Origin of the sequence: Longispora albida DSM 44784 (assembly GCF_000379825.1) — a bacterium.
Classification (GTDB): domain Bacteria; phylum Actinomycetota; class Actinomycetes; order Mycobacteriales; family Micromonosporaceae; genus Longispora; species Longispora albida.
Genome location: NZ_KB903816.1, coordinates 169,285 through 180,068, shown reverse-complemented (window position 1 = coordinate 180,068; position 10,784 = coordinate 169,285). Strand labels below are relative to the sequence as shown.

Sequence of the window (10,784 nt, the reverse complement as noted above, 5' to 3'; positions counted from 1 at the left end):
TGACTGGTACTAATAGGCCGAGTGGCTTACCCAGCACCGCAATCAAGAATGTTTCGCGTCCACTATCCGGTTCTGGAAAAACAACCACCAAACCATCGGGGTTCACCAGCAGGTGAGAACCCGGACCAGGTTTGGGGTTGGTTCCGCAGGGTTACGGCGGTCATAGCGAAGGGGAAACGCCCGGTAACATTCCGAACCCGGAAGCTAAGCCCTTCAGCGCCGATGGTACTGCCCCGGGGACGGGGTGGGAGAGTAGGACACCGCCGGACATACATTCAGAAGCAGGCCCGACCACAATGTGGTCGGGCCTGCTTCTGTTTCTGCGTTGGGGGCCTACTTGCCGAGGAGGCAGAAGGGGTGGCCTGCGGGGTCGGCGTACACGCGCCAGCCGGATGAGGTGTCCAGGAGGGTGGCGCCGAGTTCGAGTACCCGGGTGTCGGCTGTGGGCATGTCGGCGACGTGGATGTCCAGGTGGAACTGCTGGGGGTGCTCGGGGTCGGGCCAGCGGGGCGGCTGGTGGTTCTCTGCGCGCTGGAAGGCCAGTACGAGGCCGGACGGGGTGTGCAGGGTTACCCAGTCGTCGTCGAGCCTCCAGCGCGGGTCTGGCTGGTTGATGGTGCCGCCGAGGAGCTCGCGGTAGAAGGCGCCGAGGGCGTGGGGGTCCGGGCAGTCGAGGACGACGCAGTCGAGGGTGCCGAGCATGGGTACCTGTATCCCTTGAGACGAAAGAAGAGCCAGCCCCCGGGGTGGGGACTGGCTCAGGGTAGTACCGAAGAAAAGGGTTTCGGGGTTAGATCGGGTCGCCGACCTTGACCTGGGGCTTGGGCATGCGCAGCTTGCGGAAGGTGATGGAGCGCATGACGGCGTACATGAAGAGGCCGGCCTTGCCCTGGGTGGTCTTCGGGAAACGCTCCCAGACGAGCTTGCGGACCTTGCGGGACAGGACCACCGCGTCGATGACGAAGAGGACCGCCACGGCGAGCCACAGCATCTGGGAGATCGACTGGACCGGGCGGGGCCAGACCGGGTTGGTGCCGACCAGGATCAGGAGCGCGGCGGCGAAGAACCAGGTACCGACGTTGCGGCGGGAGTCGACGATGTCGCGGGCCAGGCGGCGCTCCGGACCCTTGTCCCGGGGCAGGAGGTACTTCTCGTCGCCGCGGAGCATGCCAGCGCGTTCCTCGGCGCGGTCGGCCATCCGGACCTCGCGGGCACGCTTGGCGGCTTCACGGCGGTTGGCTGGCGGCGGCTCGGGTGCCTTGCGGCCCTGGACGCTGCTGCGCTTCGGGGTGGGGCGGCCCTTGCCTGGGGTACGGCCCTTGACGCCGGCCTGGGCCTCTGGCTGATCCGGGGTCTCCACGGTGACCTCTGCCTCGGGCTCGGCGGACTGGGTGCTGTTGCGACGGAACACTCTCGGGACACACTTTCTCGCGGACAGCAAATGGCTTGCATCGACTGTAGCCGAAGTCGGGTAGGTGCTGCTCAGCTCGGGCGTTCGGTACGGGCACCGAGTGCGGCGAGTTTGCCTTCGAAGTCCTCGTAGCCGCGGACGATGTAGTGGTCGACGCCGTACACGCGGGAGGTGCCCTCGGCGGCCAGGGCCGCGATCACGTGGCTGAACCCGGCCCGCAGGTCGGGGATCTCCAGGTCGGCGGCGTGCAGCTTGCTCGGCCCGGCGATGACGGCCGAGTGGAGGAAGTTGCGCCGGCCCCAGCGGCACGGTGTACCGCCCAGGCACTCGCGGTAGAGCTGGATGTTGGCGCCCATCGTGCTGAGGGCCTGGGTGTAGCCGAAGCGGCGCTCGTACACGGTCTCGTGGACGATGGAGAGGCCGCGGGCCTGGGTGAGCGCGACGACGAGCGGCTGCTGCCAGTCGGTCATGAAGCCGGGGTGCACGTCGGTCTCGAGGGCGACGGCGCGCAGCTCGCCGCCCGGGTGCCAGAACTTGATGCCCTCGTCGAGGACCTCGAAGGCGCCGCCGATCGAGCGGTACGTGTTGAGGAAGGTCATCATGTCGGGCTGGCGGGCGCCGGCGACCATGACCTCGCCGCGGGTGGCGAGGGCTGCCGCTGCCCAGCTGGCGGCCTCGATCCGGTCGGTGATGGGCCGGTGGCTGTAGCCGCCGAGCCGGTCGACGCCCTCGATCTCGATCACGCGGTTGGTGTGTACCTGGATGATCGCGCCCATTTTCTGCAGGATGCAGATCAGGTCGATGATCTCGGGCTCGACGGCGGCGTTGCGCAGCTCGGTGACGCCCTCGGCCAGGACGGCCGTGAGCAGGACCTGCTCCGTGGCGCCGACGGAGGGGTACGGGAGTTCGAACTTGGTGCCGCGGAGGCGCTCGGGTGCTGTGAGGTGCAGGCCGTCGGGGGTCTTGTCGATGACGGCGCCGAACTGGCGGAGCGCTTCGAGGTGGAAGTCGATCGGCCGGTCGCCGATCTTGCAGCCGCCGAGGTCGGGGATGAAGGCGTGGCCGAGCCGGTGGAGCAGCGGGCCGCAGAGCAGGATCGGGATCCGGCTGGAGCCGGCGTGCACGTTGATCTCGTCGGTGCTGGCCCGCTCGACGTTCGCCGGGTCGAAGACGAGCTCGCCTTCGGGGCCGGTGCTGACCCGGACGCCGTGGATCTCCAGCAGGCCGCGGATCACCTTGACGTCGCTGATGTCCGGTACGTCGTAGAGGCGGCTGACCCCGGTGCCGAGCACCGAGGCCACCATCGCCTTCGAGATCAGGTTCTTCGCGCCCCGGACCCGGACTTCGCCGCGCAGCGGGGTACCGCCGTGCACGACGAGGGCATTGCCGGCCACAGATCCTCCACCGGGGTTGACGACACGCTGAATGCGCAGAACACGCGGAACTTGCACCCTACTACGGGAGTGCGAGCATCCGGTCGAGCGCCGTGCGGGCGTGCTTGGCGGTGTCGTCGTCCACGGTGATGACGTTGGGGACCCGGCCGGCCACCAGCTCCTCCAGGGCCCAGACCAGGTGGGGCAGGTCGATGCGGTTCATGGTGGAGCAGTAGCAGACGGTCTTCTCCAGGAACATGACCTCCTTGTCCGGGTGGGCGTTGGCCAGCCGCCGGACGAGGTTCAGCTCGGTGCCGATGGCCCACGTGGAGCCGGGCTCCGCCGCGTCGAGCTTGCGGATGATGTACTCCGTCGAGCCCACGTAGTCGGCTGCCTGCACGACGTCGTGGCGGCACTCCGGGTGCACCAGGATGTTCACGTCGGGGCGCAGGGCGCGCATGTCCTCGACGTTCTGGAGGGTGAACCGGCCGTGCACGGAGCAGTGGCCGCGCCACAGGATCATCTTCGCGTCGCGGAGCTGCTGCTCGGTGAGGCCGCCGTTCGGCTTGTGCGGGTCGTACAGGACGCAGTCGTCGAGGGTGAGGCCCATCTCGAGGACGGCGGTGTTGCGGCCGAGGTGCTGGTCGGGCAGGAAGAGGACCTTCTGGCCCTGCTCGTAGGCCCAGTCGAGCGCGCGCTTGGCGTTGGACGAGGTGCAGACCACGCCGCCGTTGCGGCCGACGAAGCCCTTGATGTCGGCGGAGGAGTTCATGTAGGTGACGGGGACGGTCTCCCCGGCGATGCCGAGGTCGGCCAGCAGGTCCCAGCAGTCCTCGACCTGGCCGAGGACAGCCATGTCGGCCATCGAGCAGCCAGCTGCCAGGTCGGGCAGGACGACCTGCTGCGCCGGGCCGGTGAGGATGTCGGCGGACTCGGCCATGAAGTGCACGCCGCAGAACACGATGTACTCGGCGTCAGGCCGGGCGGCCGCCTGCTGGGCGAGCTTGAACGAGTCACCGGTCACGTCGGCGAACTGGATGACCTCGTCGCGCTGGTAGTGGTGGCCGAGGATGAACACCCGGTCGCCGAGCGCGGCCTTGGCGGCCTCGGCCCTGGCGACGAGTGTCGGGTCGCTGGGGGCCGGCAGCTCGCCGGGGCAGTCCACGCCCTTCTCGGAGCCTGGGTCGGTGCCCCGGCCGAGGAGCAGCAGCGCTGTCGCGGTCGGTGAGGGTTCCTGCCACTGAGACATGCACTAATCCTGCCACGCAGGTTCGGATGCCGAGATTGCCGTGTGCGGATTGTCATCCGTGGTTGGTTGACACTCTGTCAAGGCGGGTTGTGACGCTGGGAGACTGCTGGGATGCGTGTTGTTGTGTGCCCCGATAAGTTCGCTGGCTCGCTGAGTGCTCCGGAGGTCGCTGCGGCGATCGCTGCGGGATGGGCGTCGGTCTCGCCTGGGGACGAGCTGGTGTGCCGGCCGCTGGCCGATGGCGGTCCAGGATTTCTGGCGGTACTGGGCGGGCTCGGCGGGTCGGTTCTTGACGTCGGGTCGGTGGATCCGCTGGGGCGGCCGGTGGGTGCGCAGGTGCTCCTGGTGGGGGAGACGGCGTACGTCGAGAGCGCTCAGGTGTGCGGGTTGCATCTGCTGGCCGAGGGGGAGCGCGATCCGAAGGTGACGAGTTCCTTCGGGCTGGGGGTGCTTGTCCGGGCTGCTGTGGCGGCGGGGGCGCGTGAGGTTGTCGTCGGGCTCGGCGGGTCGGGTACCAACGACTGTGGTGCCGGGATGCTGGCGGCGCTGGGGGCTCCGCCTGTGGACGCCGCCGGGGAGGTACTGCCGCCGGGCGGGGCCGCGCTGAGCCGGTGCGCTGGGCTGGGCGGGGCTGTTGATCTCGGGGGTGCGCGGCTGGTGGCCGCGACGGATGTCGACAGTCCGCTGCTGGGGCTGCACGGGGCGAGCAACGTGTACGGGCCGCAGAAGGGGGCTTCACGGTCGGATGTGCTCCTGCTGGATGCCGCCCTGGGTGCTTATCGCGGAGTACTGAATAAGGCTTTTGGGTCTGATCTTGATCTTCCTGGTGCGGGGGCGGCTGGGGGGATCGGAGCGGCGATCTTCGCGCTGGGCGGGCGGCGGGTCGCGGGGTTCGGGCTGGTGCGGGAGCTGACCGGGCTGGACGCGGCGATCGACGGCGCCTCGCTCGTGATCACAGGTGAGGGGTCCTTCGACGCGCAGTCGCTGCGCGGGAAGGTCGTGTCTGGGGTGGCGGAAGCGGCTGCCGAGCAGGGTGCGCCGTGTGTGGTGATCGCCGGGGTCTCGACGGTCGGCAGGCGTGAGGCGGCCGCTGCGGGTGTCACGGAGATCTATTCGCTGGCCGAGCATTTCGGGGACGCCGGGCGGGCGCTGAGCGAGGCGGCTGACGGGCTGCGCGCGCTGGGCGCACGGGCAGCTGGGCAGTGGTCCAGGTAGTGGCGGACGTAACTCGGGGGAGTGGGCGTGGCGGCGCTGGGTGTGCGAACATGGGAAATACCGCTCCTGTGCTTGTCGTTGCAGGGGTTGGACCTATAAGCAGGCACGCCAGGGAGCACCACGTGACCACTGAGACCACCGAGACCAAGGCCGATGGCGTCATCGTCACCGACGCCGCCGCTGGCAAGGTCAAGGCGCTGATCGAGCAGGAAGGCCGCGACGACCTGCGGCTGCGGATCGCGGTGCAGCCGGGCGGCTGCTCGGGCCTGCGCTACCAGCTCTTCTTCGACGAGCGTTCGCTCGACGGCGATGTCGTCCACGAGTACGACGGCTTCGAGGTCGTCGTCGACCGGATGAGCCTGCCGTACCTGGCCGGCGCGTCGATCGACTTCGTGGACAAGATCGACCAGCAGGGCTTCACGATCGACAACCCGAACGCTGGCGGCTCGTGCGCCTGCGGCGACTCGTTCCACTAAGCCGTGCCACAGCAGTAGCCTGCGAAAGCCCCGCCTTGCCGCGGGGCTTTTCGTTGTGCGGCTTGTTCCGTTTCCTCCCGACGACTCCTGTCCCGACACCTCCCTAAGGGGACCCGATGAAGATTGCCGTCACCGGCTCGATCGCCACCGACCACCTGATGCACTTCCCCGGCAAGTTCGCCGACTCGCTGCTCGCCGAGCAGCTGCACAAGGTGTCGCTGTCGTTCCTGGTGGACGACCTGGTCGTCCGGCGCGGCGGTGTCGCGGCCAACATCGCGTTCGGCATGGGACAGCTCGGGCTCGCCCCGCTGCTGGTCGGCGCGGTCGGCGCGGACTTCGACGACTACCGGTCCTGGCTGAGCAGGCACGGCGTCGACTGTGACTCCGTGCACGTGAGCGAGGTCGCGCACACCGCGCGCTTCGTGTGCACGACGGACGACGACCTCAACCAGATCGCCTCCTTCTACGCCGGCGCGATGTCCGAGGCCCGGCTGATCGAGCTCGGCCCGATCAGCGAGCGGCACGGCGGACTGGACCTGGTGCTCGTCGGCGCCAACGACCCCGAGGCGATGCTCCGCCACTCCGACGAGTGCCGTCAGCGCGGCCTGGCCTTCGCGGCCGACCCCTCGCAGCAGCTCGCCCGGATGAGCGGCGAGGAGGCGCTGCGGCTGATCGACGGCGCGAAGATGCTGTTCACGAACGAGTACGAGCGCAGCCTTCTGGAGACCAAGACCGGGCTGAGCGGCGACGAGGTGCTGGAGAAGGTCGAGATCCGGATCACCACCCTCGGCAAGGACGGCGCGGAGATCACCGGCCGGGGCATGGAGCGGGTGTACGTGCCGGTGGCCAAGGAGATCAAGGCGTACGACCCGACGGGTGTCGGCGACGCCTTCCGGTCCGGGTTCCTGGCCGGGCAGTCGTGGGGGCTGTCGCTGGAGCGGTCGGCGCAGGTCGGCTCGCTGCTCGCGACGCTCGTGCTGGAGACGGTCGGCACGCAGGAGTACAGCGTGAAGCCCGCCGAGTTCCTGGACCGGCTGTCGGACTCCTACGGGCCGCTGGCGGCCGAGGACGTGCGCGCCCACATCGGGTGACTGTGACGTGGTGAACGGGCCGTCGTGCGGGTGCACGGCGGCCCGTTCGCGTCAGCTGGTGCGGACGACGTCGTAGGCGGGGGCGTCGCCGACGGTGTGCTCGCCGGCGTACTCCTGGCCGCGGAGGCGGCACCAGGCCGGGATGTCGTGCGCGGCCGCCGGGTCGTCGGCGAGTACGCGGATCGTGCCGCCGACCTCCACCTCGCCGATGTGGCGGGCCAGGGCGATGACGGGCAGCGGGCAGCGCTGGCCGAGGCAGTCCAATGTGATCACAAGCCTGCTTCTTTCCGGAGTCGCGCGACAGTGGGTGGCAGGGCGGCCAGGAGCCGGTCGACCTCGGCTCCGGTCGTGTCCCGGTGCACGGAGACCCGCACGTTGCCGTGGGTGAGCACGCCCATAGCCGCGAGGACGTGGCTCGGGTGCAGGGTGGACGACGTGCAGCTCGAACCGGAGTTGACCGCGAAACCCTGCCGGTCGAGCTCGTGGAGCAGCGTCTCCCCTTCCACGTAGAGGAAGGAGAAGGTGACGATGTGCGGGAGGCGGCCATCCGGGTCGCCGATCACCTCGACGTCGGGGATCTCCGCCGCGACCGTGGCGCGGATCCTGCCGACCAGGGCGGACTGGCGGGCGTTCTCCGTCTCGGACTCCGCCTGCACGGCGCGGAGGGAAGCCGCCGCCGCGACGATCGCTGGCAGGTCGCGGCCTGGTTCGCGTTCGTCGGACGGGCCGGGACGCCGCCACCGGGTGCCCTTTTTCACAATCAGCAGGCCGACGCCGGGCGGGCCGCCCCACTTGTGCGCGGAGCCGGTGAGGACCGACCAGCCCGGGGGTACGGGGAGACGGCCGAGGGACTGTGCGGCGTCCGTGTACAAGGGAATGTCGTGTTCGGCGCACAGAGCTGCGGCTTCTGCGAGAGGCTGGACGGTACCGACCTCGTGGTTGGCGTGCATGAGAGCCGCCAGCGCGGTGTCCGGCGTGAGCGCGGCGGCGAACGCGCCCAGGTCTGCCCGGCCGAGGATGTCGACCGGGACCTCGGCGTGCTCGTCTTCGGCTGCCGCGTGCAGGACCGCCGAGTGCTCGACGGCCGAGTGCACGACTTTCCGCAGCCTGCGGCCCTTGCGTGCGCCCGCGATGGCGAGGTGCGCCGCCTGGGTGCCGCTCGCGCAGAATGTGATCTCGTCGGCGCGGGCCCCGAGGCAGTCAGCGATCGTCGCCCGTGAGGCGTCGAGAAGCTGCCGGGCCCGCCTGGCCTGGGCGTAGAGTCTCGCCGGGTCCGCCCAGCCGTCGGCGAGTGCTGCCAGCAGGGCTTCCCTGGCCACCGGGTGCAACGGGGCAGCCGAGGCCGCGTCGAGATAGCTGGCGCTCATACCCTGAAGTTAGTCGCAGTGACACGCCGACCCCCAGCCAGGGCGGGTGTCCAGAGTCAAGTACTCTGCGACCGTCAAGACGACCTTGCCGTTTTCAGTACTGCGGCGCTCGGAGGAGGCAGGTGCAGGTGGTCGAAAGTCGTGGGTTGGGCCTCCGGCGGCTCGCTGGCATGGTCGGCGGCGGCGTTGCGCTCGCCTCGCTGCTGGGCGGCTGCACGGTCGACGATGCGTTCTCCTTCGGATGGCCGAAGGGTGGCATCACCGAGCAGTCCAAGCGCATGTACGACATGTGGATCGGCTCCACCATCGCCGCCCTGGTGATCGGTGTCCTGGTCTGGGCGCTCATCTTCTGGTGCATCGTGCGCTACCGGAAGAAGGGCGACGCTCTGCCGCCCCAGACCCGGTACAACATGCCGATGGAGGCGCTGTACTCCATCCTTCCGTTCCTCATCGTGGCGGTGCTCTTCTACTACACCGCGATCACCGAGACCTTCGTGAACAAGCACTCGGGCAACCCCGACGTGCGGGTCGAGGTCACGGCGTTCAAGTGGAACTGGAAGTTCAGCTACCTCGAGGGCGCAGAGAAGCCGATGGCACCAGAGGTGTCCACTGTCGGCTCCTCTGACTACATCCCCGTCGTGGTCGTCCCGGTCGGCAAGAAGATCCTCTTCACCGAGAAGAGCACCGACGTCATCCACTCGTTCTGGGTGCCGGAGCTGCTGTTCAAGCGGGACGTCATCCCGGGCGCGGTGAACTCCTTCGAGGTCACCATCAACAAGACCGGTGCCTACGTCGGGCGGTGCGCCGAGCTGTGCGGCACCTACCACTCGATGATGAACTTCGAGCTGCGTGCGGTGACGCCGGAGCAGTACGACAAGTTCATCGCTGCGAAGAAGGCCGGCAAGAGCACCCCGGACGCCCTCGAGGCAGCCGGTGAGGCCCGCCTGGCCACGACCACGCAGCCGTTCGACACCAGCCGTGTCTCGCGTACCACGAGCTGAGCGGAGAGAAGCCGATGAGAACTGAGTACAAGATCTTCGGTGGCGTCGCGCTGTTCATCTACGCCTCCGCAGCCTTCTACGCGTGGTACTCCGAGTACTACATGAGCACCGCACCTGGCGTCGCCAAGGAGCAGGGCCACATGGACTGGATCGGCGTCGTCGCGCTGATCCTGTCCGGCACGCTGTGCCTGATGTGCGCCGGGTACTTCTGGTTCGTGGCCCGCCGGATCGACCTGCGGCCCGAGGACGACCCGGACGGCGAGATCCACGAGGGAGCCGGCGAGATCGGCTTCTTCTCCCCGGGCTCGTACTGGCCGTTCGGCCTGGCCCTGGCCGCCTCGGTGGCCGGCATGGGCGTCGTGTTCTGGATGCCGTGGCTGATCGCCCTGGGCGCGCTCGCGATCCTCGGCGCGACCGGTGGCCTGCTGTTCGAGTACTACACGGGCACCCGCAAGGCGCTCGGCGAGCACTGAGCCAGACCTGAGAGAAGCCCCCGTCCGGAATGGACGGGGGCTTCTTCGTGTACGTGGTGACCTACTCGGCGGCCCGGGCGGCCTGCGCTACCTCCACCCACCGGGTGAGCAGGGCGGCGGCGGAGCCGGAGTCGATCGCCTGGGCCGCACGGTCGAGGCCGCGCTGGATGGCCCCGGAAACGTCCTGTAGGCCCTCGTAGGCCGCGATCGCGCAGGCGGCGTTGACCAGTACGGCATCGCGCACCGGGCCGCGCTCTCCGGCCAGCACACGGTGCGCGACGTCGGCGTTGAACGTCACGTCGGCCCCGCGCAGCGCGTCGGGCTCGGCTCGCGGCAGGCCGAAGTCGGCGGCGTCCAGCAGCAGCTCGGTGACCGTCCCGCCCGTCACGACCCAGACGCGCGTGGCGGCGGCGGTGGTGAACTCGTCGAGCCCGTCCTCGCCGCGTACCAGCAGGACCGAGTCGCCCCGGCGGGCGAAGACCTCGGCCAGCACGGGAGCCATCCGCAGGTCAGCGCAGCCGACGGTCGCCGCGCGCGGCTGCGCCGGGTTCGTCAGGGGGCCGAGGAAGTTGAACGCGGTCGGCACGCCCAGCTCACGGCGCGGCGGGGCGGCGTGGCGCATGCCAGGGTGGTACCGGGGCGCGAAGCAGAACCCGATCCCGGCCTCCTCCAGGCAGCGCTGCACGCCGGCCGGGCCGAGGTCGAGCGGGATGCCCAGGTACTCGAGGAGGTCAGCGGAACCACAGGACGAGGACGCCGCCCGGTTGCCGTGCTTGACGACCCGCACACCGGCACCGGCCACCACGAGGGCGCCCATTGTGGAGATGTTCACGGTGTGGGCGCGGTCGCCGCCGGTACCGACGATGTCGCAAGCGTCACGCCCGCCCGGCACCCGGGTGGCGTTGCCCAGCATCGACTCGACCAGGCCTGCCATCTCGGCAGCCGTCTCACCCTTGGCGCGCAGGGCGATCGCGAACCCGGCCACCTGGGCACCTGTCGCCTCGCCCGACATGATCTCGCCCATCGCCCAGGCGGTGTCCTCGCTGGTCAGCTCGGTCCCGCTGATCAGGGCGGAGAGCAGATGGGGCCAGGTACGGTCGCCCACGGCGAGCCTCCAGGAAACTCAGG

Annotated in this window: 12 protein-coding genes and 1 rRNA gene; 6 read left to right on the top strand and 7 right to left on the bottom strand. The window is 69.4% G+C overall.

Annotation, left to right across the window (positions count from 1 at the left end; translation table 11 throughout):
- Positions 1-152 precede the first annotated feature (152 nt).
- A 5S ribosomal RNA gene (gene rrf / locus A3G1_RS0110095) occupies positions 153-269 on the top strand.
- A gap of 64 nt (positions 270-333) precedes the next feature.
- On the opposite strand, the gene A3G1_RS0110090 is transcribed toward rrf, so the two are convergent.
- The 4 genes from A3G1_RS0110090 to nadA form a co-directional block, all read right to left on the bottom strand.
- Entirely contained in the window at positions 334-702 is a 369-nt protein-coding gene (locus A3G1_RS0110090; protein WP_018349355.1) for a VOC family protein, read from the bottom strand.
- Positions 703-790: 88 nt separating this feature from the next.
- Positions 791-1,411, bottom strand: coding sequence for a DUF3043 domain-containing protein (locus A3G1_RS0110085; RefSeq protein WP_018349354.1), 621 nt, complete (start codon positions 1,409-1,411; stop codon positions 791-793).
- Positions 1,412-1,482: 71 nt separating this feature from the next.
- Positions 1,483-2,805 carry a UDP-N-acetylglucosamine 1-carboxyvinyltransferase gene (murA, locus tag A3G1_RS0110080; RefSeq protein ID WP_018349353.1) on the bottom strand — a complete coding sequence of 441 codons (1,323 nt, stop codon included), beginning with the start codon at positions 2,803-2,805 and terminating at the stop codon, positions 1,483-1,485.
- A 61-nt stretch (positions 2,806-2,866) separates the two neighbouring features.
- Positions 2,867-4,033, bottom strand: coding sequence for a quinolinate synthase NadA (nadA, locus tag A3G1_RS0110075; RefSeq protein ID WP_018349352.1), 1,167 nt, complete (start codon positions 4,031-4,033; stop codon positions 2,867-2,869).
- A gap of 111 nt (positions 4,034-4,144) precedes the next feature.
- On the opposite strand from nadA, the gene A3G1_RS0110070 reads away from it, so the two are divergent.
- From A3G1_RS0110070 to A3G1_RS0110060, 3 genes are all read left to right on the top strand, one after another.
- A complete protein-coding gene (locus A3G1_RS0110070; RefSeq protein WP_018349351.1) occupies positions 4,145-5,248 on the top strand; it encodes a glycerate kinase family protein in 1,104 nt (367 codons plus the stop codon).
- A gap of 122 nt (positions 5,249-5,370) precedes the next feature.
- Positions 5,371-5,724, top strand: coding sequence for an iron-sulfur cluster insertion protein ErpA (erpA, locus tag A3G1_RS0110065; protein ID WP_018349350.1), 354 nt, complete (start codon positions 5,371-5,373; stop codon positions 5,722-5,724).
- Between the two features lie 116 nt (positions 5,725-5,840).
- A complete protein-coding gene (locus A3G1_RS0110060; RefSeq protein ID WP_018349349.1) occupies positions 5,841-6,815 on the top strand; it encodes a carbohydrate kinase family protein in 975 nt (324 codons plus the stop codon).
- Positions 6,816-6,866: 51 nt separating this feature from the next.
- On the opposite strand, the gene A3G1_RS0110055 is transcribed toward A3G1_RS0110060, so the two are convergent.
- Together A3G1_RS0110055 and A3G1_RS0110050 are read right to left on the bottom strand one after the other, a co-directional pair.
- The gene (locus A3G1_RS0110055) at positions 6,867-7,088 is read right to left on the bottom strand and encodes a sulfurtransferase TusA family protein (protein ID WP_018349348.1); all 222 of its coding nucleotides are present in this window, start codon (positions 7,086-7,088) and stop codon (positions 6,867-6,869) included.
- A complete protein-coding gene (locus A3G1_RS0110050; RefSeq protein WP_018349347.1) occupies positions 7,085-8,182 on the bottom strand; it encodes a cysteine desulfurase family protein in 1,098 nt (365 codons plus the stop codon). The genes A3G1_RS0110055 and A3G1_RS0110050 overlap by 4 nt, the downstream gene beginning before the upstream one ends.
- A gap of 170 nt (positions 8,183-8,352) precedes the next feature.
- Here A3G1_RS0110050 and ctaC point away from each other — a divergent pair, with 170 nt between their 5' ends.
- Positions 8,353-9,183, top strand: coding sequence for an aa3-type cytochrome oxidase subunit II (gene ctaC, locus A3G1_RS0110045; RefSeq protein WP_040478031.1), 831 nt, complete (start codon positions 8,353-8,355; stop codon positions 9,181-9,183).
- A gap of 14 nt (positions 9,184-9,197) precedes the next feature.
- Complete coding sequence (locus A3G1_RS0110040; RefSeq protein WP_018349345.1) at positions 9,198-9,656, top strand: cytochrome c oxidase subunit 4; 459 nt, start codon at positions 9,198-9,200, stop codon at positions 9,654-9,656.
- Positions 9,657-9,717: 61 nt separating this feature from the next.
- Here the strand turns inward: A3G1_RS0110040 and trpD are convergent, their stop codons facing one another.
- Complete coding sequence (gene trpD, locus A3G1_RS0110035; protein ID WP_018349344.1) at positions 9,718-10,761, bottom strand: anthranilate phosphoribosyltransferase; 1,044 nt, start codon at positions 10,759-10,761, stop codon at positions 9,718-9,720.
- Positions 10,762-10,784 lie beyond the last annotated feature (23 nt).

Excerpts from the sequence above, each read along its gene's own strand:
- A3G1_RS0110060 (WP_018349349.1), top strand. The coding sequence starts at position 5,841 with ATGAAGATTGCCGTCACCGGCTCGATCGCCACCGACCACCTGATGCAC.
- A3G1_RS0110070 (WP_018349351.1), top strand. The coding sequence starts at position 4,145 with ATGCGTGTTGTTGTGTGCCCCGATAAGTTCGCTGGCTCGCTGAGTGCT.
- A3G1_RS0110040 (WP_018349345.1), top strand. The coding sequence starts at position 9,198 with ATGAGAACTGAGTACAAGATCTTCGGTGGCGTCGCGCTGTTCATCTAC.
- nadA (WP_018349352.1), bottom strand. The coding sequence starts at position 4,033 with ATGTCTCAGTGGCAGGAACCCTCACCGACCGCGACAGCGCTGCTGCTC.
- A3G1_RS0110050 (WP_018349347.1), bottom strand. The coding sequence starts at position 8,182 with ATGAGCGCCAGCTATCTCGACGCGGCCTCGGCTGCCCCGTTGCACCCG.
- ctaC (WP_040478031.1), top strand. The coding sequence starts at position 8,353 with ATGGTCGGCGGCGGCGTTGCGCTCGCCTCGCTGCTGGGCGGCTGCACG.
- A3G1_RS0110090 (WP_018349355.1), bottom strand. The coding sequence starts at position 702 with ATGCTCGGCACCCTCGACTGCGTCGTCCTCGACTGCCCGGACCCCCAC.